This window comes from Polynucleobacter sp. JS-JIR-II-b4 (assembly GCF_018687815.1).
In the GTDB taxonomy this organism is placed as follows: domain Bacteria; phylum Pseudomonadota; class Gammaproteobacteria; order Burkholderiales; family Burkholderiaceae; genus Polynucleobacter.
This window is the reverse complement of record NZ_CP061306.1, coordinates 1,698,367-1,718,276: the sequence shown is the minus strand read 5'-3', so window position 1 is coordinate 1,718,276 and position 19,910 is coordinate 1,698,367. Positions and strand designations below refer to the sequence as shown.

The 19,910-nt window shown below is 47.2% G+C and carries 23 protein-coding genes; 10 read left to right on the top strand and 13 right to left on the bottom strand.

Annotated elements, in window-relative coordinates; genetic code table 11:
• Window positions 1-37 precede the first annotated feature (37 nt).
• Window positions 38-1,174: a molecular chaperone DnaJ gene (dnaJ, locus tag ICV90_RS08710; protein WP_215358556.1), complete on the top strand. Its 1,137-nt coding sequence runs from the start codon at window positions 38-40 to the stop codon at window positions 1,172-1,174.
• A 26-nt stretch (window positions 1,175-1,200) separates the two neighbouring features.
• On the opposite strand, the gene panB is transcribed toward dnaJ, so the two are convergent.
• From panB to ICV90_RS08680, 6 genes are read right to left on the bottom strand one after another with little or no spacing between them, the layout of a single operon-like run.
• Window positions 1,201-2,019: a 3-methyl-2-oxobutanoate hydroxymethyltransferase gene (panB, locus tag ICV90_RS08705; protein WP_215358554.1), complete on the bottom strand. Its 819-nt coding sequence runs from the start codon at window positions 2,017-2,019 to the stop codon at window positions 1,201-1,203.
• Window positions 2,020-2,036: 17 nt separating this feature from the next.
• Window positions 2,037-2,564 carry a 2-amino-4-hydroxy-6-hydroxymethyldihydropteridine diphosphokinase gene (folK, locus tag ICV90_RS08700; protein ID WP_072582820.1) on the bottom strand — a complete coding sequence of 176 codons (528 nt, stop codon included), beginning with the start codon at window positions 2,562-2,564 and terminating at the stop codon, window positions 2,037-2,039.
• Window positions 2,565-2,616: 52 nt separating this feature from the next.
• Window positions 2,617-4,017, bottom strand: a complete 1,401-nt coding sequence (gene pcnB / locus ICV90_RS08695; protein WP_215358553.1) for a polynucleotide adenylyltransferase PcnB — start codon at window positions 4,015-4,017, stop codon at window positions 2,617-2,619.
• Window positions 4,014-4,694: an HAD family phosphatase gene (locus ICV90_RS08690; RefSeq protein ID WP_215358551.1), complete on the bottom strand. Its 681-nt coding sequence runs from the start codon at window positions 4,692-4,694 to the stop codon at window positions 4,014-4,016. The genes pcnB and ICV90_RS08690 overlap by 4 nt, the downstream gene beginning before the upstream one ends.
• An 18-nt stretch (window positions 4,695-4,712) precedes the next feature.
• Window positions 4,713-5,468, bottom strand: coding sequence for a DnaA regulatory inactivator Hda (gene hda / locus ICV90_RS08685; protein WP_215358549.1), 756 nt, complete (start codon window positions 5,466-5,468; stop codon window positions 4,713-4,715).
• 11 nt (window positions 5,469-5,479) lie between these two features.
• Window positions 5,480-6,469, bottom strand: a complete 990-nt coding sequence (locus ICV90_RS08680) for an AI-2E family transporter (protein ID WP_215358548.1) — start codon at window positions 6,467-6,469, stop codon at window positions 5,480-5,482.
• A 72-nt stretch (window positions 6,470-6,541) separates the two neighbouring features.
• Here ICV90_RS08680 and purM point away from each other — a divergent pair, with 72 nt between their 5' ends.
• Window positions 6,542-7,594: a phosphoribosylformylglycinamidine cyclo-ligase gene (gene purM / locus ICV90_RS08675; RefSeq protein ID WP_215358546.1), complete on the top strand. Its 1,053-nt coding sequence runs from the start codon at window positions 6,542-6,544 to the stop codon at window positions 7,592-7,594.
• Window positions 7,595-7,605: 11 nt separating this feature from the next.
• On the opposite strand, the gene miaA is transcribed toward purM, so the two are convergent.
• Complete coding sequence (gene miaA, locus ICV90_RS08670; protein ID WP_215358544.1) at window positions 7,606-8,613, bottom strand: tRNA (adenosine(37)-N6)-dimethylallyltransferase MiaA; 1,008 nt, start codon at window positions 8,611-8,613, stop codon at window positions 7,606-7,608.
• 58 nt (window positions 8,614-8,671) lie between these two features.
• Between miaA and ICV90_RS08665 the strand changes: the two genes are divergently transcribed.
• Window positions 8,672-9,316: a VTT domain-containing protein gene (locus tag ICV90_RS08665; RefSeq protein WP_215358542.1), complete on the top strand. Its 645-nt coding sequence runs from the start codon at window positions 8,672-8,674 to the stop codon at window positions 9,314-9,316.
• 45 nt (window positions 9,317-9,361) lie between these two features.
• Here the strand turns inward: ICV90_RS08665 and ICV90_RS08660 are convergent, their stop codons facing one another.
• Together ICV90_RS08660 and murJ are read right to left on the bottom strand one after the other, a co-directional pair.
• Window positions 9,362-10,204: a SirB1 family protein gene (locus ICV90_RS08660; protein ID WP_215358540.1), complete on the bottom strand. Its 843-nt coding sequence runs from the start codon at window positions 10,202-10,204 to the stop codon at window positions 9,362-9,364.
• Window positions 10,205-10,209: 5 nt separating this feature from the next.
• Window positions 10,210-11,763, bottom strand: a complete 1,554-nt coding sequence (gene murJ / locus ICV90_RS08655; protein ID WP_215358538.1) for a murein biosynthesis integral membrane protein MurJ — start codon at window positions 11,761-11,763, stop codon at window positions 10,210-10,212.
• A gap of 151 nt (window positions 11,764-11,914) precedes the next feature.
• Between murJ and rpsT the strand changes: the two genes are divergently transcribed.
• Window positions 11,915-12,181, top strand: coding sequence for a 30S ribosomal protein S20 (gene rpsT / locus ICV90_RS08650; protein WP_071466054.1), 267 nt, complete (start codon window positions 11,915-11,917; stop codon window positions 12,179-12,181).
• 73 nt (window positions 12,182-12,254) lie between these two features.
• Here the strand turns inward: rpsT and ICV90_RS08645 are convergent, their stop codons facing one another.
• Complete coding sequence (locus ICV90_RS08645) at window positions 12,255-12,569, bottom strand: DUF3579 domain-containing protein (protein WP_215358536.1); 315 nt, start codon at window positions 12,567-12,569, stop codon at window positions 12,255-12,257.
• A 150-nt stretch (window positions 12,570-12,719) separates the two neighbouring features.
• On the opposite strand from ICV90_RS08645, the gene argF reads away from it, so the two are divergent.
• The 3 genes from argF to ICV90_RS08630 all read left to right on the top strand — a co-directional run bounded on the left by argF (window position 12,720) and on the right by ICV90_RS08630 (window position 15,329).
• The gene (gene argF, locus ICV90_RS08640) at window positions 12,720-13,667 is read left to right on the top strand and encodes an ornithine carbamoyltransferase (protein ID WP_215360445.1); all 948 of its coding nucleotides are present in this window, start codon (window positions 12,720-12,722) and stop codon (window positions 13,665-13,667) included.
• 79 nt (window positions 13,668-13,746) lie between these two features.
• Window positions 13,747-14,979 (top strand): argininosuccinate synthase, encoded by a 1,233-nt coding sequence (locus ICV90_RS08635; RefSeq protein WP_215358534.1) that lies wholly within the window; start codon window positions 13,747-13,749, stop codon window positions 14,977-14,979.
• 44 nt (window positions 14,980-15,023) lie between these two features.
• Window positions 15,024-15,329, top strand: coding sequence for a pyrimidine/purine nucleoside phosphorylase (locus tag ICV90_RS08630; protein WP_215358532.1), 306 nt, complete (start codon window positions 15,024-15,026; stop codon window positions 15,327-15,329).
• A gap of 83 nt (window positions 15,330-15,412) precedes the next feature.
• On the opposite strand, the gene ICV90_RS08625 is transcribed toward ICV90_RS08630, so the two are convergent.
• Together ICV90_RS08625 and ICV90_RS08620 are read right to left on the bottom strand one after the other, a co-directional pair.
• The gene (locus ICV90_RS08625) at window positions 15,413-15,865 is read right to left on the bottom strand and encodes a DUF192 domain-containing protein (protein ID WP_215358530.1); all 453 of its coding nucleotides are present in this window, start codon (window positions 15,863-15,865) and stop codon (window positions 15,413-15,415) included.
• Window positions 15,866-15,961: 96 nt separating this feature from the next.
• A complete protein-coding gene (locus ICV90_RS08620) occupies window positions 15,962-16,165 on the bottom strand; it encodes a cold-shock protein (RefSeq protein WP_011903586.1) in 204 nt (67 codons plus the stop codon).
• A gap of 276 nt (window positions 16,166-16,441) precedes the next feature.
• Between ICV90_RS08620 and clpS the strand changes: the two genes are divergently transcribed.
• From clpS to ICV90_RS08605, 3 genes are read left to right on the top strand one after another with little or no spacing between them, the layout of a single operon-like run.
• Complete coding sequence (gene clpS, locus ICV90_RS08615) at window positions 16,442-16,798, top strand: ATP-dependent Clp protease adapter ClpS (RefSeq protein ID WP_251367826.1); 357 nt, start codon at window positions 16,442-16,444, stop codon at window positions 16,796-16,798.
• Complete coding sequence (clpA, locus tag ICV90_RS08610; RefSeq protein WP_215358528.1) at window positions 16,795-19,101, top strand: ATP-dependent Clp protease ATP-binding subunit ClpA; 2,307 nt, start codon at window positions 16,795-16,797, stop codon at window positions 19,099-19,101. Before clpS ends, clpA begins: the two co-directional genes overlap by 4 nt.
• Window positions 19,102-19,144: 43 nt before the next feature.
• Window positions 19,145-19,378, top strand: coding sequence for a hypothetical protein (locus tag ICV90_RS08605; RefSeq protein WP_072582836.1), 234 nt, complete (start codon window positions 19,145-19,147; stop codon window positions 19,376-19,378).
• A gap of 67 nt (window positions 19,379-19,445) precedes the next feature.
• On the opposite strand, the gene dut is transcribed toward ICV90_RS08605, so the two are convergent.
• Window positions 19,446-19,895: a dUTP diphosphatase gene (gene dut, locus ICV90_RS08600; protein ID WP_215358526.1), complete on the bottom strand. Its 450-nt coding sequence runs from the start codon at window positions 19,893-19,895 to the stop codon at window positions 19,446-19,448.
• Window positions 19,896-19,910 lie beyond the last annotated feature (15 nt).

The following is a 19,910-nucleotide window of genomic DNA, read 5'->3' as shown; positions in this document are numbered from 1 at the left end:
CGACTTGTGTCATTCAGGTTGTTGAGAGGAATAGGCCGTGCCTAAAAGTAAACGCGATTTTTATGAAGTGCTTGGTGTAGCAAAAGGTGCCAGTGACGATGAGCTAAAAAAGGCTTATCGCAAGATGGCGATGAAACATCACCCTGATCGCAATCCCGATAGCAAAACGGCTGAAGCCCAATTTAAAGAAGTTAAGGAAGCTTACGAAACCTTAACCGATCCCAATAAACGTGCCGCCTATGATCAATATGGTCATGCTGGCGTGGACCCATCTATGGGTGGCGGATTTGGCGGCGGCGGTTTCGGTGGTGGTGGATTTTCTGATGCGTTTGGGGATATCTTTGGGGATATCTTCGGTCAAGGCGGCGGCCGTCATTCTGGCCCTCAAGTCTATAAAGGCGCAGATTTACGCTACAACATGGACATTACGCTTGAGCAAGCCGCTGAAGGTTATACAACCCAAATTCGTGTACCTAGCTGGAGTAATTGCAAGCCTTGTCATGGTGCCGGCGCAGAGCCTGGATCTAAGGCTGAGACTTGCACAACCTGTAACGGTCATGGTCAAGTGCGTGTGCAACAAGGCTTCTTCTCCATGCAGCAAACTTGCCCTAAGTGCCGCGGCACTGGCGAGCACATTCCAAAGCCATGCAAGACTTGCCACGGTAGCGGAAAGCATAAAGAACAAAAAACACTTGAGATCAAAATACCGGCAGGCATTGATGATGGAATGCGTGTCCGCTCAGTGGGTAACGGTGAACCAGGTGTCAATGGTGGACCCTCCGGCGATCTTTATGTAGAGGTGCGTGTTAAGCCGCATAAAGTCTTTGAGCGTGATGGCAGTGACTTACATGTTCAAATGCCAATCTCTTTTGCGACAGCTACCATCGGTGGTGAAATCGAAGTGCCAACACTCTCTGGTCGCGTGGAGTTTCCAATTCCTGAGGGAACTCAGACGGGTAAGACTTTCCGCTTACGAAACAAGGGTATTAAGGGTCTGCGATCTACCTTGGTGGGCGATCTCTTTGTCCACGTTCTGGTAGAAACTCCGATTAAGCTTACAGAAGAGCAAAAGAAATTATTGAAGCAGTTTGACGATAGTCTGAAATCTGCTGGCGACAAACACAGCCCCCAACAAAAAGGTTGGTTTGATGGTGTAAAGAGTTTCTTTAGCTAGTAACTAGTGGGCAGGCTAGCTGGCAATTAGCCAGCAAAGCCATGCTCGGGCCCGGGGAATTTCCCGGACTTCACTTCGCGTACGTAAGCCTTGACTGCGGCCTCAACGGAGTGATGACCATCCATAAAGTTTTTGACAAACTTCGGTGGTTTGCCTGGGCTGATGCCCAACATATCCTGTAGTACCAATACTTGACCAGAGCAATCTGGACCGGCACCAATTCCGATAGTGGGAATATGAAGTTCAGCAGTAATCTTTTCGCCCAATGAAGAGGGAATTGCTTCCAGCACTACCATTTGGGCTCCAGCTTCTTGGCAGGCAAGTGCTTGCTCAAGCATGACGCTTGCAGCATCTTTAGATTTGCCCTGTACTTTGTAGCCGCCCAAGACATGAACTGATTGAGGTAGTAATCCTAAGTGAGCGCAAACAGGAACACTGCGCTCAACTAAATGACTAATGACATCAATCTGCCAGTCGCCACCCCCTTCAAGCTTGACCATGTCTGCACCAGCGCGCATCAATTGAGCAGAGGACTCTAAGGCCTGTACTGGATCTCCGTAGCTTGCAAATGGGAGGTCAGCGATGAGAAATGCATGGGTATTAGCACGGGCTACACATTCAGTGTGATACGCCATTTGTTCAATGGTCACTGGTGTAGTGCTGGAGTGTCCTTGGATCACATTCCCAAGAGAGTCACCAATCAAGATCGTTTCAACAGCGCAGCGATTGAGAAGCGCTGACATAGTTGAGTCGTATGCCGTGAGCATGGCAATTTTTTCACCCTCAGCATGCATTGCGAGGAGCTTAGTAATTGTGATTGGCTTGTCGCCTTGTAAGTAACCCATGGCGAGAGTTTAATGAATTAATGCGCTGTTTGGCTATAAACGTCTTTTTCCCCGCAATTGCAGTTCCTGCAGGGGAGTTTTTCAATTCTTTGGTGTGCCACGTTAGGGAGGTAGGCCTTGAGTTCGCCCCAGTTGGGCAAAAAGATATCGGGAGCGATTTCTAGGAGGGGTAGGAGCACAAATGAGCGCTCGATAATTCTAGGGTGCGGCAGCATCAATTCTGTTTCGCTTTGAGTAACCCCCTCAAACGAAAGGATGTCTAGGTCAAGAGTCCGGGGGGCATTTGCATATGGGCGCTCACGACCAAATTCTTGTTCGATGGTTTGGCAAACATGTAATAGGCCGTAGGGGCTTAACTCGGTTTCGACTTCAATGACGGCATTAATGTAGTCACCGCCTGTAGCCTCAACAGGCGCGCTTTGATAAAAACAGCTTTTTGCCAAGATTTGCAGTTCGGAGCGCAATGCCAAACAAACAATGGCATCAGTAATAAGCTGACGCGTGTCGCCGATGTTGCCGCCAAATCCGATATATGCCCGTGCCATAGGTTTCCAAACTAGAGATGAAACTACTTTACTGAAATTTCTCTAAGTCTGCTTAGCTTGCTGCACTCTCTGGGGGCACTGCCGCTTTCGGCTTTCTACGACGCCGTCTTTTGGCAGGACTTGGGCTGTTACCAGATTCATTTTTGACGCTAGCCATCAGCTCATCTTGCCCTGTGACGTCGGTTGCAATGAAGTCTGTCCACCATTGCCCGATTGCTGGGTTTAATTCCCCCGTGGCGCAGCGAAGCAACATAAAGTCATAACCCGCTCTAAAACGTGGGGATTCGATGAGGCGATAGGGGTAGCGCCCCACGCGTCTCTCAAAGCGAGGCTGCATAGACCAAATTTCGCGCATATCGCTTTCGAAGCGTCGTTGAATCGTCATGCCGCTACTTTGAGTGGCAATCGTGTCGTCCATCGCATCATGCAAGGCGGGAATATTAGCCATTCCTTTAGCAGAATTGGCTTTCCAATTCTTTAGTAGATCAGGCCAGAGCAGGGTGGCAAATAAAAATCCAGCAGAAACACTTTTACCGGATTGAATGCGTTCGTCAGTATTAGCCAAAGCCAGCTTTACAAAATCATTGGCCCCTTTGGAGTCTGCGCCTGTATCCAGAATATGGTCTAGGAGCGGGAGTAGGCCATGATGCAATCCCGCATCCTTGAGTCCTTGAATTGCTGCCCAGGAGTAGCCAGACATCAAGAGCTTCAAAATTTCATCAAAAAGTCTCGCAGAGGGGACGTCGTTTAATAATTTGCCTAGCTTTGCTATGGGCGCGCGCGTAGCGCCATCTAATTCAAAGCCAGTCTTAGCTGCAAAGCGAACTGCGCGAAGCATGCGTACCGGATCTTCGCGATAGCGCTTTGCTGGGTCACCAATCATGCGCAAAGTTTTCTTTTGCATGTCCGCCACGCCACCGTGATAGTCCAAAACAGTTTCAGACGAAGGGTCGTAATACATCGCGTTGATTGTGAAATCGCGTCTTGCAGCATCCTCACCTTGCGAGCCCCAGACGTTATCGCGCAGGATCCGGCCGCTTTCAGCTACGTGATCTCCGGCGTTATCTAACAAGGCCCTGAAGGTTGACACCTCGATGATTTCAGGATGGCCTTTACCAAAAAAAGTTACGTGCACTATTTGAAAGCGGCGACCAATTAGGCGCGCTTTGCGAAAGAGTCTTTGCACTTGATCTGGTGTTGCATTGGTTGCCACGTCAAAATCTTTTGGACTGATACCAAGAGCAAGATCTCTGACGGCGCCACCGACAATAAATGCCTCAAATCCTGCTTGCTGTAATGTATGCGTTACCTTAACTGCGTTCTTAGAAAGCAAGTGCGGATCAATTCGATGTGCTTTTTTAGGGATGCGCTTTGGGGCGCCGGTATTGTTGGCCTGCGTATGCTTGACCATCGGGTCACGCCGCAAAATACGTTTAATAAATTTAGTGATCATGCAAACAATTCAAGAATGGGCCAGTTGCGCTGCTTAGCTTCGTTGCGAAGACGATCATCTGGATTGGTGGCAACAGGATGACTTACTTTTTCGAGTAAAGGAAGATCGTTCATCGAGTCAGAATAAAAATAACTATAAGGCAAGGCATCTAAAGACAGTTTTTGAGATGCTAACCAGTCGTGTAGATTTTGAATCTTACCTTCGCGGAAATTGGGAATGCCTTTGACTTCCCCAGTGTAGTTACCTAATGGATGGTTATCTGCAGTGGCTGGCTCTGTGGCAATCAGGTGCTCAATGCCAAAGCTTTCAACAATAGGGCGTGTCACAAAGCTGTTGGTGGCAGTAATCACGCAGCAAAGATCGCCCGCATCTTGGTGGCGTTTCACAAGATCGATGGCTTGTTGTCGGAGTTGGCCATTAATAACCTCTTTCATAAAGGCGTCATGCCAATCTTTGAGTTGCGCGCGCGAATGCTCTGAAAGTGGTTTCAAGGCAAAGCGTAAAAACTCATGAATATCCAGCTTACCTTCTTTGTAGTCTTGATAAAAGCGCTCGTTTTGTCGTGCATAGTATTCGCTATCCACAACGCCAATGCGAGCCAAAAATTGACCCCATTCGTAATCGCTATCGCAAGGCAAAAGGGTGTGGTCTAAATCGAAAAGGGCTAGCTGAGTCACGAATTGATATTTAATAAATTATTTGGGCTGCAAGAGCTCGCGAACAAGGGGTAAGGTTACAGCACGTTTTGTTTCAAGGGAGTAAGCGTCTAAAGCATCCATCAATGCCATCAGGCTGGGCATATCGCGATAAAAGCGACTTAACAGCCAAGGCAACACATCGGGGGATAAAACAAGCCCTCGCTCTTTGGCTGCTTCCTCTAGTGCTTGTATTTTCTCATCATCATCCAAAAGCTGCGTTTGAAAGATCAAACCCCAGCCCAGACGGGTTCGCAGGTCTTCTCGAAGCTTGAGATTGGCTGGTGCAGCGTTTCCGGCCATAAAAATATGAATCGCTTTGCTTGCTTGAACGCCATTCAGAATCCGAAATAGAGAGCTAACAAGACGATCATCTAGCTGGTCAACATCATCAACGGTAATGACTGAGGGCGCATCACTTTCAGTCATTACATTCATCTTTTCTTCTAGGCGAACCCAAGCAGTAGGCTCGAGGGGGGAGAGGGCAATGTGTAATAGGCCGGCTCGCTTTGCCGCATTTTCAATGGCATTGAGTAGATGAGTACGACCTGAACCCTCTGGCCCCCACCAATAAATCCAGCGCTGATTGAGTGGGTTATCAGAGCTTTGAGGGTTGGCCTTGCCCCAAGTTTTTTCGATATTTTGCAGAGCAGAAATTAAGGCAAGATCTTTCCCGGGAAGATAGTTTTCTAAACTAGCTATGGGTGAGTGACTGATGTCTAGCGCAAATTGTTTTGGAAGCGAGGGTGTATTCATTACTGCCAAATTTATTTTTGATACCAAGAGCTTTGCGTATAAATAGACCATATGTACTGGACTAAGACTAAGCTGACTGCACTAATTGGCAGGGCGAGTAATACCCCAAAGAAGCCAAATAGCTTGCCAAAGAAAAGCAGTGCAAACAAGACGGCAACGGGATGCAGGCCAATGCGCTCACCAACTAGGCGCGGTGTCAGGAAGAATCCTTCCAAGAATTGTCCAATTCCATAGATGACTAGTACACCGATGATTTCTGAGCCTGGACCAAATTGAAGAAGGGCAGAAACTATAGCAAGCGTGAATCCCAGTGTAATGCCGATATAGGGGATCACAATCATTAATGCTGTAAATACACCTAAGGCAACGGCGCCTCTAATGCCGATTAAACTTAAGCTAATACTATAAAAAGCGGACATGATGGAAACAACAATCACCATGCCATTGAGGTACTGAGAGAGCAGTCCATCGGTATGCATTGCAAGATGATGTACGGTTTCTTGGGCGCGCTTAGGCACTAAATTTTTGACGTACTGAAAAAATTGATTCCAATCGATCAATAAATAAAACATCACAAATAAAATTAATACGGAATTTACAAAGCCAGTGATGACCGAGCTGCCCGACATGAGTACTGTATCTATCGTAGTGCTCATCAGGGAGTCAGCATTGTCGCTAATGTGTTCCGAAATCTTTTGAGAGGCGGTGCTTTTTAAGCTACCCCAATCAACATCAATATGAAATTCAGCTAATTTAGGTCCCAGCCATGCTTGTGTATTTGAGATCCATCCTGGGAGCTGGGCTTTAATTAGGGGAATTTCTGTTTTAAGCAGGCCAACAAATAGGCTCACAATGGCAATTACGACTGCCAGACCTAGAACAACGGTGAGAGCTGCAGCCAAGGATGCGGGCAGGCGCCTTCTTTCCAGCCATAGAAAAGCAGGCCTCAGGATGTAGGCAAGGATGAATGCAGCCAGAAAAGGGGTAAAAATTTCAGCCATGACGAGTAATCCTCTAGAATTCAATGATTCTACTGACCTAGTAGCATTTTTTACTAATATTCCAGCGCTCACATGACCTCATCTACTAATTCTTCCTCAAAAGGCCTTTCCTACCGTGACGCTGGTGTTGATATTGATGCTGGGGATGCCCTGGTTGACCGTATTAAGCCGCTTGCCAAGAAAACCATGCGCGAGGGTGTTTTGGCCGGAATTGGCGGCTTTGGAGCCCTTTTTGAGGTGCCTAAGCGCTATAAAGAGCCAGTATTAGTATCCGGTACGGATGGTGTTGGTACCAAGCTAAGGCTAGCTTTTGAGTGGAATCGTCATGAAACCATCGGTCAAGACTTGGTGGCCATGAGTGTGAATGACATCCTGGTTCAGGGTGCTGAGCCCCTTTTCTTCTTGGACTACTTTGCATGCGGCAAGTTGACTGTGGATACAGCAGCAACGGTTGTTGGCGGCATTGCCAAGGGTTGTGAATTATCTGGCTGCGCATTGATCGGTGGTGAGACCGCAGAAATGCCGGGTATGTACCCACCAGGTGAATATGACTTAGCCGGATTTGCCGTGGGCGCAGTTGAAAAATCCAAAATCATTACTGGCGCAACGATTGTTCCGGGTGATGCGGTATTAGCAATTGGCTCTAGTGGTGCGCATTCGAATGGCTACTCATTAGTGCGTAAGATTATTGAGCGTGCTGGTGCAAAGCCTACTGATGATTTAGGCGGCCGCCCATTGGGTGATGTCGTGATGGCGCCAACTGAGATTTATGTGAAGCCACTACTCAAATTGATTTCTGAAATCAATGTAAAAGGAATGGCGCATATCACTGGCGGTGGTTTGGTGGATAACGTGCCACGTGTGCTCCCAGAAAATACTCAAGCTGTTTTGCATCGCGATAGCTGGCAAATGCCAGACCTCTTCCGTTGGTTGCAAATGAAGGGCGGCGTTGCTGATGCAGAAATGGTGCGCGTATTTAACTGCGGCATTGGTATGGTTGTGATTGTTGCGCCCGACCAAGTGGATGTAGCAATCAAATCATTGACTGCGCAAGGACTTAAGGCTTGGACAGTTGGCGAAGTGGTTGAGCGACCAAAAGATGCGCCGCAAACTATCGTTATCTAAACGATCTGCCATTATTTTTTGATTAGATTACTTTTGCAGTAATCTAGCGCCGCCTTCAACTCTTCGGGGTTGAAGGGGTCAAATATATTTCTTCCATCTATTGCACGCAGCCAAGTAAGCTGACGCTTACCAAGTTGGCGCGTTGCCGCTAATGCTTTGTAGCGCATTTCTTCAGCATCAATCTCGCCATTGAGAAATTCCCAGGCTTGGCGATAGCCTACCGAACGGACGGCCGGAAGATCCGCATGTAAGCCACTATTACTACGCAGTGCTTTGACTTCATCCATAAATCCAGCGGCAAGCATTTCATCAAAACGCTTTTCTAAGTTCAAATGCAATCGCTTGCGATCGCTTGGTTCAAGTGAAACTAACGTAATCCAAGATGGAATCGCTGAGCCTTCTCTGCCATCCTCGCTGGGTGAGTCAGCCAGTAACACAGACATGGGTTTACCGGTAATTTCATAAACCTCCAAGGCGCGTTGCACTCGTTGAGAATCGTTTGGCTTTAAGCGCGCCGCAGTTTCGGCGTCAACCTCGGCAAGTTTGTCGTGCATTGCTGGCCAGCCAATGGCTTTACCTTCTTCATCTAAGCGAGCCCGAATCTCTGGGTTTGCTGGAGGCAGCGAGGAGAGACCATGCGCCCACGCCCGCCAATACAACATCGTTCCCCCTACCACCACTGGAATATTGCCTCGCGCACGAATCTCGGTGCAAAGTCGTTTTGCATCATTAGCAAAACGCGCCGCTGAATACACTTCAGTAGGATCGATTATGTCAATCAGATGATGAATAACTGCTTCTTGTTCTGACTTAGTTGGTTTGGCGCTGCCAATATCTAAACCCCGATAGACCAAAGCAGAATCCATGCTGATAAGTTCAATCGTTAGGCCAACGGATTTCGCATACTCAGCCAAAGACATGGCGAGATGGGTTTTGCCTGCACCAGTGGGCCCAACAATACAAAGCGTTGAGACTTCATCTGGAGCATGCATAGGCTGAATGTAGGGTTCAGTTTGCATACCTGATTATAAGAGCCTGTTAATATCCGCAACAACCCATAAGTTAAAGAGCGAGTTGATGGATACCCTTTTGCAAATTAGTGATTTATTGCTGCATATTGATAAACATTTAGATGTGGTGATTCAGCAATACGGTCCTTGGGCCTATGGCCTCCTATTTGCTATTGTTTTTGCAGAAACAGGCTTAGTGGTTGCACCTTTCTTGCCTGGAGACTCACTCTTATTTATTGCCGGCGCCTATTGCGCTACCGAGCATTTCAATATCTGGACCTTGTGTATTGGTTTGTTGATTGCTGCAGTCGCTGGTAATACCGTGAACTACTTCATTGGCCGGTGGATTGGTAAGCGAGTATTCAGCAGTCAATCGCGCTGGATTGATCAAGGCGCTTTATTAAAAACCCACGCTTTTTATGAAAAGCATGGTGGCAAAACAATCATCCTTGCCCGCTTCTTGCCAATTATTCGTACCTTTGCACCTTTTATTGCGGGTGTATCCGAGATGAACTTCTCACGCTTTCAGTTATTCAACATCACCGGTGCAGCGCTGTGGGTCTTTGGTTTGGTAATTGCCGGATATTTCTTTGGCAATATCCCTGTCATTCGTCAGAACCTCAATGTGATCGTCCTGGTGGGTGTTGGTGCGGCTGCAGTGCCAGTTTTATTCGCAGCTATCTACAAAATTTTTCAACGCAAGAAAAACTAATACAAGTTTGAAAACCAAAGTGCCACCACTAAAGCCAATTTGGCTTTAGTGCAGCTTAGTCTGACTTTCGAGGGTGGCGATATGCTCACGGATATCGCTGGCATCTTCAGCTTCTGGAACTTCACTGAGATAGCGATGCATATCCGCCAATGCGGGACGCAAATACTCTAGTTGCGCAAAGATCAAACCTCTGTCCCGAATCTCTTCAATAGAGTCTGGCAGCAGAATGACGAGACGTTCTTGAATACCCAATAAGCGCTCCCAGCGCTCATGTTCTGAGTAAATCATTTTGAGATTTCTCAGAAAGCGCGACAGAATCTCTCTCGAGCTAGAGGCGCGCAGGAAGATGTTGAGCGGCAGGCTCAACTCACCTCTATAGCCTTTAGCGTCCAAGTAGGGGTCAAGCATTTCTTGTAGCTGAGCCTTTGATAGTGATTCACCAGTCAAGGGATCCATGATCACTTCACCTTGTTGCAAAGAGATGCGCATCATGAAGTGATTCGGAAATGAAACGCCCCGAATTTTCAAGCCAATTTGATTGCCTAATTCCATCATCAAAATCGCCAATGAGATGGGAATCCCTCTACGGTTTTCAAGTATGTAATGCAAGTACGAATTTTCAGGAGCATAAAAATCATTTGGGTTCGGACCAAAACCCAGCTCGGTATAAAAGAAATGCTTCAGAATTTGTAAGCGCTGAACAGGTGAGGTATCGGGCGTGATGCGTGTTTTGAGTTTGTTGCCCATCTCATCAATTTGATCGAGCACCCCTTGAACATCAAGATCAGGATAAGCGTGCTGTGCAACAGCGATTGCAGCCTCCGTTAAAGGAAGATGTTCGTCTTCAGCAACTAGGGAAGTGAAATAGTCGAGTTGTTGTGTTGGCATGCTAGCTATTTTGCATGACGCAAGAATTTTTGCCAGCGAATTCCAACTAAGGCCAAGGATGCGAAGTAAACAATGGCAGCAAGACCTAACCATGCCCCTACCAAGCCAATGCGCAGCCAAGGCTCCGCTTGGAGGGCGATCCAATTGTGCGTACTGGCGGCATAAATCAGTACGGCTGTGAAGGGGGCGAGTGCGAGCAATAGCTGACCGAGATACTTGATCCAGCCTGAATTAGGCAAGGCCCCGCGTCGATGCAGGCCAACCCAGAGCAATGCGGCATTCAAGCAAGCGCCAGTGCCAACTGAGAGGGCAAGGCCAGCATGCCCAAGCCAAGGAACAAATACTAGATTAGCTAATTGGGTAGCTACCAAAACGAGCAAGCCAATCTTGACTGGCGTGCGAATATCTTGGCGTGAATAAAATCCGGGCGCCAAAATTTTTACCAGAATCAAACCAATGAGGCCAACCCCATAAGCCGCCAATGCACGTTGCGTCATCACGACATCAAGCGCAGTGAATTTGCCATAGTGATACAAGACTGCCGCTAGAGGCTCGCCAAAGATAAAGAGTGCAATTGCGCAAGGTGCAGCTAGCAAAAAGGTGAGTTGCAATCCCCAGATGAGTAACTCACCAGCATGTGCTAGATCGTTTTTGGCATTGGCCTTACTGAGACTTGGCAAAAGAACGGTTCCTAATGCAACACCCAGTAATGCAGTTGGAAATTCCATTAAGCGATCTGCGTAAGATAGCCATGACACGCTTCCTGCCTGCAGACGTGAAGCAATGTTGGTATTGATAATGAGGGAGATTTGCGCAACCGAGACCGCAAATACTGCGGGCCCCATTAATTTCATGACGCGCCGAGCTTCAGGATTGGTGACGGCTGACTTGATGGCGCCAGGTAACAAACCAATTCGAGGTAATAGGCCGAGGCGAGCAAGCGTTGGAACTTGCAGGGCAAGTTGCAGTATTCCGCCAAGTAAAACACCAATACTTAAGGCATAAATTGGTTGCTCTAAGTGGGGTGCCAAAAAGATAGCGCTACCAATTAAGGCAAGATTGAGCAAGACAGGCGTAAAGGCCGGGATTGCAAAGCGGTGATAGGTGTTTAGGATCCCCGCCGAGAGGGAGACCATAGAAATCAGCCCAATATAAGGGAACATGATTCGGGTCATAACGACGCTGGCGTCATAAGCTGGACCACCTTTAAACCCTGTGGCAATGACCAGAATGAGCACTGGGGCGCCAATGACTCCCAGTAGTACCGTAAGCAACAAAGCCCAAAATAAGAGCGTGGCGACTGCATTTATGAGGATTTTGGCCTTAGTTTGATCTTCGTTTGTGGCAATTTCGCCCAAAATCGGTACAAAAGCTTGAGAAAAGGCCCCTTCGGCAAATAGCCGACGTAGCAAATTGGGTAGCCTAAAAGCCACATTAAAGGCATCTGTCCACTCGGAAGCCCCGAAACTACGGGCAATGAGGGTCTCCCGGAGCAGGCCCGTAATACGGGATAGCATAGTCAGAGAGCTGACCTTGGCGGCGGCAGAAAGCAGATTCATGAGGCGATTTTCACCTATTTATCGGTCGGCTGGGCTTTTTTGCCCCTTTAAGGTAAAATCTTGGGTTTTGGCGAGCTTGCTTATGAATCTGGCAAGTCCGCAAGATTTTTAACTAATCGCATTTTGCAATTTATAGAGGCAAGGTTTAAAGATGGCCAATACAGCACAAGCGCGCAAGCGTGCACGCCAAGCAGTAAAACAAAACGAACATAACTCCAGTTTGCGTTCAAAGCTCCGCACTTCCATTAAGGCAGTTCGTAAAGCGATTGAAACTGGTGATAAAGCTTCGGCAGCTAAAGTTTTCGCGGCAACTCAAGCAACAATCGACAAGATTGCTGACAAAAAGATTGCCCACAAAAATACTGCAGCTCGTCAGAAGTCACGTTTGTCTGCAGCTATCAAGGCGATGGCAGCGTAATACAGTTTTAGTTTTAGGCTGGTCGAAGTAGTTTCGACCTAAGCCCGCTCCTCATCAGAGCGGGTTTTTGTTTTTAAGGCTGGGATGGGGTTGTTGGGTTGAACTCACACGCCTCTTCGATTGGTAGGCTGTTGTCTTTGGCAAAGTTCATGACAAAGTCTAGTGCTCGAGGATCTAGATCCCTCAGTCTGGTATCGATAACAACGCATTTCACTTTTGCAATAAGCACTGGTCTGACATAGGGCGAATAAGTGAAGCGAGGGTCCCCGGAGTCACCGGGAGGGCGAAAAGTAGCCATCACCCCGCACAGACGCTCCGCCCAATCACTGGGCCGAAATGGTTTGCCAGAAGTGGTAATGCCTTGAATGAAAAGCTTTTTGTGGTTCAAGTTCGCGTAATGATGGTTGTAGAAATAGTGTTCTAAGTCCTCTAGCTTAACAGCCCAAGTTGGCCGTAAGATGGCTTTAGGGTCTATTTTCGTGCAGCCGAATGTTTGAAGAAAAAAATGCAAGCCAAAACTTTAGTAGAAAGCTCAACTATGACATCTCTGGCTAAGCCGCAAGTGCCCGGTCAGGTAAAGCACTACCTGCAGTTTTCTGACCTGACTCGTGAAGAGTACGACTATTTGCTCAAGCGTTCAGCGTGGCTCAAGGCCAGGTTCAAGAGCTATGAAACTTGGCATCCACTGCATGACCGCACTTTGGCCATGATTTTTGAGAAGCATTCCACCCGCACTCGCCTCTCCTTTGAGGCAGGCATCCATCAGCTTGGTGGTCATGCGGTGTACCTAAACACCCGAGATACCCAATTGGGTCGTGGCGAGCCGGTAGAGGATGCTGCTCAGGTGATTTCAAGGATGACGGACATCATCATGATTCGCACCTTTGGCCAAGACATTATTGAGCGTTTTGCATCGAATTCGCGGGTGCCGGTAATCAATGGCCTGACAAACGAATTTCACCCTTGCCAAGTATTGGCCGATATTTTTACGTTTGTAGAGGCTCGCGGCCCAATTCAGGGAAAAACGGTAGCCTGGGTAGGCGATGCCAACAATATGGCCTACACCTGGCTCCAGGCTGCTGAATGCCTAGATTTTCAGTTGAGCTTCTCTGCACCAGAGGGTTATCAGTTGGATGCAACACGTTTGTCACCGAAGTCCGCCAAGCATTTAACCATTTGCGCCGACCCAAAGGAAGCCTGCAAAGGCGCTGATCTGGTGAGTACTGACGTCTGGACCAGCATGGGTTATGAAGATGAAAATACCTTACGCATGAATGCTTTCCAGGATTGGATGGTGGATGAAGAATTAATGTCCTTGGCTAAGCCTAATGCGCTATTTATGCACTGCTTGCCAGCACACCGTGGTGAAGAGGTTTCGGCAGGAGTGATTGATGGGCCCCAAAGTATTGTCTGGGAAGAAGCGGAAAATCGTTTACATGTCCAAAAAGCCCTCATGGAGTATTTACTCTGCGGTCGTTTAGATTAAGTAATAGAGCTTGAGCAATAAAATAAGTAGCAAATAACAAGCAATTCGTTTTCATTAATTTTGATTGAATAAGAAAAACATGTCCGATATTAAAAAAGCAGTCTTAGCGTATTCCGGCGGTCTAGATACCAGTGTGATCTTGAAGTGGCTTCAAGATACCTATGGCTGCGAGATCGTGACCTTTACCGCTGACTTAGGTCAGGGCGAAGAGTTGGAGCCAGCGCGTGCTAAGGCTTTGCAATTTGGCATCAAGCCTGAAAACATTTTTATTGATGATTTGCGTGAAGAGTTTGTGCGTGACTTTGTGTTCCCGATGTTCCGTGCGAATACGATTTATGAAGGCGAATATTTGTTAGGCACCTCTATTGCCCGTCCATTGATCGCTAAGCGTCAAATTGAAATTGCTCGCTTAACTGGTGCTGACTCTGTATCGCACGGCGCTACCGGTAAAGGAAATGACCAGGTTCGCTTTGAGTTGGGTTACTACGCTCTTGAACCAGGAATTAAAGTAATTGCTCCTTGGCGTGAATGGGATCTTCTCTCACGTGAAAAGTTGATGGCTTACGCAGAAAAACATGGCATTCCGGTTGAGATGAAGCATAAGCAAGGTGGTTCACCGTACTCAATGGATGCGAACCTCTTGCACATTAGCTATGAAGGTCGTCACCTCGAGAATCCAAACGCAGAGGCAGAGGAGTCAATGTGGCGTTGGACGGTATCCCCGGAGAAGGCTCCGGACGCCCCAGAAATTATCGAAATCGAATTTAAAGCTGGCGACCCAGTGGCAATTGATGGCAAAGCCTATAAGCCACACGAGTTGTTAGCTGAATTAAATCGTCTTGGTGGAAAACATGGCATCGGCCGTCTTGATTTAGTAGAAAACCGCTTTGTTGGCATGAAGAGCCGTGGCTGTTATGAAACTCCTGGCGGCACAATTCTTCTGAAGGCCCACCGCGGCATCGAAAGTATTACTTTGGATCGTGAAGTGGCGCATTTGAAGGATGATTTGATGCCACGTTATGCCAGCTTGATCTACAACGGCTTGTGGTGGGCGCCAGAGCGTCTTGCACTCCAAACCTTGATTGACCATACGCAACAGGCTGTTAACGGCGTTGTACGCCTCAAGCTCTACAAAGGTTCTGTCTCTGTGATTTCACGTGACTCAGCCAATACTTTGTTTGATCAAAATATTGCAACCTTTGATGATGATGGTGGCGCATACAACCAAGCAGACGCTGGTGGCTTTATTAAGCTCAATGCTTTGCGTATGCGTATTGCTGAAACTGCTAGACGTAAACGCGCTCAGAAATAACTAGAAGTAAACGATTAGAACCAAATAGAAAAGAAAGAACCAAGATGCAATTTGATCAAGTTTCCGTAGGCAAAAAAGCCAATGTATTTTTTGATGGCAAGTGTGTTTCTCATACTGTGACATTGCCCAATGGTGTTCGTAAGTCAGTTGGCGTGGTACTGCCAAGCACCTTACGTTTTGACTTAAGCACTAGTGAAATTATGGAAGTAGTTGATGGCAATGCTTTCGTCAGTATCAACGGCGCCCCTGAGCAAGAGTTCAAGGCTGGCCAAAGCTGGGAAGTGGAAAAGGGTGGTTACTTCATCATTCGTGCTGAGCAACCAGTACACTACGTTTGCCACTTTGAATAAATCAAAGATGCTGTAAAACAAAACGCAGACCTCGGTCTGCGTTTTTTGTTGGCTCAAGATGAATGATTCTAGATAAGCCTAAATTATTTCTTTGGTAAACCTGTGATAACCGTCCCCGGGACGATAACGCGCTCGGAGAACCATTGCTTATTCATCTCCAGTGCATAACGCACGGCTGCTTTAGGGCAGTGATTATTGGTGGTTTCAGCCTGCATCTCTTCAATGTTCACAATCTTGCCATCATCCGCAATGAATGCAATCGAGAGCGGAATCTTGGTGTTGTTCATCCAGAAGCAATGACCAGCTTTTTGTTCGAAGATAAATAACATTCCAGAATTGCTTGGCATGCTGGTGCGATTCATGAGGCCAACCTCTCTAGCCTTCGGTGTATCGGCAAGCTCAGCCTGAATGCGGTAGATGCCCGTCTTTAACTCAATAGTGGGTAGGCCGACGTTAACCTGGGCGAGCGTTAGGGTGGAGTAAAGAAAGAGCGCAGTAGAAAATACATGGCGCAATAAAGTTGAGGTGCTAGACATTGATATAGACATGCCTTGTATTTTAAGTGAGGGAAATTGCAGACGAAAAAAAACCCAGGAACAAGTCCTGGGTTTTTAATAATGATCTAAGGACTATTAAGCCGCTTGGATATTGGTAGCTTGCTTGCCTTTAGGACCTTGGGTAATGTCAAACGTTACCTTTTGGTTTTCCTTGAGGGTTTTGAACCCAGGCATAGTAATTGCGCTGAAATGCGCGAACAACTCTTCTTCACCATCATCAGGTTTGATAAAGCCAAAACCTTTTGCATCATTGAACCACTTAACAATTCCGGTCGCCATGCGAACTCCATTACATAAACTTAAAACAACCGTGATGAGGGTAAATACTTTTTAATCAGTCTCAATCCACAACACGCCTAAATAGAACCTCTCTTGAAGCCTACCCCCCGATTGTTTGCCCTTTTTGAAGGGGTGTCAAGGAGTTATATGCCCCTACCCCCTAGTAATTACCCCTTTTTTTATAGAAAAATGCCCCAATATGGGTTTAAGAGGGGTTTTTGCGTGTTTTTCGCAACATGACCCCTGTAAATTAAAGTTTGGAGATCTGTGTTTAGAATGTTTCTCATGAGTCGCGCTCCCAAAAATCCCACTACTGGCAACCCCAGGAATCCGTACGTTGAAGATACCCTTCTGCTCGAAAAGCAAATCGAGCAAGTTAAGGCGCCTTCGATGTATAAAGTTTTATTAATGAATGACGATTACACACCAATGGAATTTGTGGTGATGGTGATTCAGGAGTATTTTAATAAGGATCATGAAACAGCTACACGCATCATGTTGCAAGTACATTTAGTTGGCAAGGGTGTTTGCGGGGTATTTACTCGCGATGTTGCCGCTACGAAAGTGCATCAAGTTATTGAACTCTCCCGTGAAGCGGGTCACCCACTACAGTGCACTATGGAGGAAGCATGATTGCCCAAGAATTAGAAGTGAGTTTGCACATGGCGTTTGTTGACGCAAGGGCATCCCGACATGAGTTCATCACGGTCGAGCATTTGCTCGCGGCCTTACTGGATAACGCTACTGCGGTAGAGGTTTTAAAGGCTTGCGCTGTCAATATCGCTGAGCTACGTGCTCAACTGAAAAATTTCATTAACGACAACACGCCTGTAGTGCCGGGCAATGATGAGGTTGATACGCAACCCACGCTGGGATTTCAGCGTGTGATTCAACGCGCCATCATGCACGTGCAGTCAACATCAAACGGCAAGAAAGAAGTGACTGGTGCAAATGTGCTGGTTGCTATCTTTGGTGAAAAAGATTCGCATGCGGTTTATTTCTTGCAACAGCAGGGCGTTACCCGCTTAGATGTCGTGAACTTTATTAGTCATGGTGTGCGTAAAGATCAATCGGAGCATGTAAAGCCCGTTGAGCCTTCGCAGGAGGCTGAAGAATCTGCCTCATCTGGCAAAGAAAGCCCTCTTGAGCAGTACACCCAGAACCTCAATGTGATGGCCCGTCAAGGCAAGATTGATCCATTAATTGGGCGCGAGAGCGAAGTAGAGCGCGTTATTCAAGTGCTATGCCGTCGTCGCAAAAACAACCCGTTATTGGTTGGTGAGGCTGGAGTGGGTAAGACAGCGATTGCTGAGGGCTTAGCCTGGAGAATTGTGAAGGGTGACGTGCCTGATATTTTGGCCAACGCGACTGTTTACTCTTTAGATATGGGAGCTCTTTTAGCGGGCACTAAATACCGTGGCGACTTTGAGCAGCGCTTGAAGAGTGTGCTCAAGTCGCTTAAAGATCATACCCATGGTGTTTTGTTTATTGATGAGATTCATACGCTGATTGGAGCGGGCGCCGCTTCTGGGGGTACATTGGATGCGAGCAATTTATTGAAGCCTGCTTTGTCTAATGGCCAGCTGAAATGCATTGGTGCAACCACCTTTACGGAATATCGTGGCATCTTTGAAAAGGATGCAGCTTTATCGCGTCGCTTCCAGAAGGTAGATGTTGTAGAGCCAACCGTAGATCAGACAGTGCAAATTCTGCGTGGCTTAAAGTCTCGCTTTGAAGAGCATCACGGTGTGAAGTATGCAGCTGGCGCTTTAGTCGCTGCCGCAGAACTTTCTGCTCGCTACATCAATGATCGTCATTTGCCAGATAAGGCGATTGATGTGATCGATGAGGCTGGTGCTGCTCAACGTATTTTGCCTAAGTCTAAGCAGAAGAAAACTATTGGTCGCCCTGAGATTGAAGAAATCGTAGCGAAGATTGCGCGCATACCGCCGCAATCAGTCACTGTTGACGATCGTAGCAAGTTGCAAACTTTGGATCGTGACATTAAAAGTGTGGTTTTTGGTCAAGATCCTGCGATCGAGGCCTTGGCCAGCGCTATCAAAATGACGCGTGCCGGTCTGGGTAAGATCGATCGTCCAATCGGCTCATTCTTGTTCTCCGGTCCAACTGGTGTTGGTAAGACTGAAGTTGCTAAACAGCTTGCCTACATTCTGGGTATTGAGTTGCTCCGTTTTGATATGTCTGAGTACATGGAGCGTCATGCGGTGAGTCGCTTGATTGGTGCGCCCCCAGGTTATGTAGGATTTGATCAGGGTGGCTTACTTACTGAAGCTGTTAATAAGAAGCCACATTGTGTGCTCTTGCTTGATGAAATTGAAAAAGCCCACCCGGATATTTTCAATATTCTCTTGCAGGTGATGGATCATGGCACTTTGACGGATAACAATGGTCGTAAGACTGATTTCCGTAACGTGATCATCATCATGACTACCAATGCTGGTGCTGAGGCAATGCAGAAATCGACCATTGGCTTTACCAATGCGCGTGAGTCTGGCGATGAGATGGCCGATATCAAGAAGTTCTTTACGCCAGAGTTCCGCAATCGCTTGGATGCTATTGTTTCCTTCAAAGCTCTGGATGAGTCCATCATCATGCGCGTGGTTGATAAGTTCTTGATGCAGCTAGAGGAGCAACTCCATGAGAAGAAAGTGGATGCCACCTTTAGTCCTGCTTTGCGTGCGCATTTAGCTAAACATGGCTTCGACCCTTTGATGGGTGCTCGTCCGATGCAGCGCATCATTCAAGACACTGTCCGTAAGGCGCTTGCTGATGAGCTTCTGTTTGGTAAGTTAGCTCAAGGTGGTCACGTGGATGTCGACATTGATGCTGATGGCAAAGTTCTATTGAACTTCGAAGCTCCTGTATTGCCAGGTAAGCGTGCTAAAGCTGATGTGATGCCTGCTGAAGAAATTTAATTAACAAACATTTTTAAATAAAAACAACCCAAAAAAGGAAGATATGTCTCATCACGATAAATTACTAGAAGCTTTTGAAAACTACAAGGCTGAGAATGAAAAGTTTCAAGGCAAAGGTATTAAAGCTTCTGCGGCGCGCGCTCGTAAGGCTTTGCAGGAAATTGCTGGTTCTTGCAAAGAGCGTCGTAAAGAAATTACTGCTGAAAAAGAGTCTCGTGAAGGCGCTGGTGCTGGCATGTCACAAGATGCTGCTCGCAAAGCGCATATTCGCAAGTAAGTCATTCGCAATCAAAAGAAAAGCCACCTACGGGTGGCTTTTTCTATGGCTAAATATTATTGTGTATTTAGGTTCTGCCAGTACTTCCAAAGCCACCAGCGCCACGACTACTTTCAGTGAACTCCTCAACCACCTTGAGTTCTACTTGTTGCACAGGCATCACAACCAATTGAGCTAAACGCTCCATCGGCTCGAGTTTGAATGAAGTGGAGCCGCGATTCCAGGTGCTCACCATGAGCTGACCTTGATAGTCTGAATCAATTAAGCCAACTAAGTTACCGAGCACGATACCGTGCTTATGGCCCAAGCCAGAGCGCGGCAGAATAAATGCAGCATAGCGTGGATCTTCAACATAGATTGCTAATCCAGTAGGCACAAGTACCGTTTGACCCGGGGCAATTTCGATCGCTTCATCAATACACGCACGCAGATCTAATCCAGCACTTCCAGAGGTGCCATAGGTTGGCAACTGGTCGCGCATACGTTCATCGAGAATTTTTACTTGGAGAGATTGCATGATGTTCCTAAAACG

Bases quoted from the DNA above. Each gene is read 5' to 3' on its own strand.
- miaA (WP_215358544.1), bottom strand. From the start codon at position 8,613: ATGCAAACTGAACCCTACATTCAGCCTATGCATGCTCCAGATGAAGTC.
- ICV90_RS08620 (WP_011903586.1), bottom strand. From the start codon at position 16,165: ATGGCGACCGGAATTGTTAAGTGGTTCAATGATGCAAAAGGTTTTGGC.
- ICV90_RS08625 (WP_215358530.1), bottom strand. From the start codon at position 15,865: ATGTCTAGCACCTCAACTTTATTGCGCCATGTATTTTCTACTGCGCTC.
- ICV90_RS08630 (WP_215358532.1), top strand. From the start codon at position 15,024: ATGCAATTTGATCAAGTTTCCGTAGGCAAAAAAGCCAATGTATTTTTT.
- ICV90_RS08605 (WP_072582836.1), top strand. From the start codon at position 19,145: ATGTCTCATCACGATAAATTACTAGAAGCTTTTGAAAACTACAAGGCT.
- purM (WP_215358546.1), top strand. From the start codon at position 6,542: ATGACCTCATCTACTAATTCTTCCTCAAAAGGCCTTTCCTACCGTGAC.
- panB (WP_215358554.1), bottom strand. From the start codon at position 2,019: ATGGGTTACTTACAAGGCGACAAGCCAATCACAATTACTAAGCTCCTC.
- dut (WP_215358526.1), bottom strand. From the start codon at position 19,895: ATGCAATCTCTCCAAGTAAAAATTCTCGATGAACGTATGCGCGACCAG.
- ICV90_RS08680 (WP_215358548.1), bottom strand. From the start codon at position 6,469: ATGGCTGAAATTTTTACCCCTTTTCTGGCTGCATTCATCCTTGCCTAC.
- clpA (WP_215358528.1), top strand. From the start codon at position 16,795: ATGATTGCCCAAGAATTAGAAGTGAGTTTGCACATGGCGTTTGTTGAC.
- ICV90_RS08660 (WP_215358540.1), bottom strand. From the start codon at position 10,204: ATGCCAACACAACAACTCGACTATTTCACTTCCCTAGTTGCTGAAGAC.
- hda (WP_215358549.1), bottom strand. From the start codon at position 5,468: ATGAATACACCCTCGCTTCCAAAACAATTTGCGCTAGACATCAGTCAC.
- rpsT (WP_071466054.1), top strand. From the start codon at position 11,915: ATGGCCAATACAGCACAAGCGCGCAAGCGTGCACGCCAAGCAGTAAAA.
- pcnB (WP_215358553.1), bottom strand. From the start codon at position 4,017: ATGATCACTAAATTTATTAAACGTATTTTGCGGCGTGACCCGATGGTC.
- murJ (WP_215358538.1), bottom strand. From the start codon at position 11,763: ATGAATCTGCTTTCTGCCGCCGCCAAGGTCAGCTCTCTGACTATGCTA.
- ICV90_RS08665 (WP_215358542.1), top strand. From the start codon at position 8,672: ATGGATACCCTTTTGCAAATTAGTGATTTATTGCTGCATATTGATAAA.
- ICV90_RS08635 (WP_215358534.1), top strand. From the start codon at position 13,747: ATGTCCGATATTAAAAAAGCAGTCTTAGCGTATTCCGGCGGTCTAGAT.
- argF (WP_215360445.1), top strand. From the start codon at position 12,720: ATGACATCTCTGGCTAAGCCGCAAGTGCCCGGTCAGGTAAAGCACTAC.
- folK (WP_072582820.1), bottom strand. From the start codon at position 2,564: ATGGCACGGGCATATATCGGATTTGGCGGCAACATCGGCGACACGCGT.
- clpS (WP_251367826.1), top strand. From the start codon at position 16,442: ATGTTTCTCATGAGTCGCGCTCCCAAAAATCCCACTACTGGCAACCCC.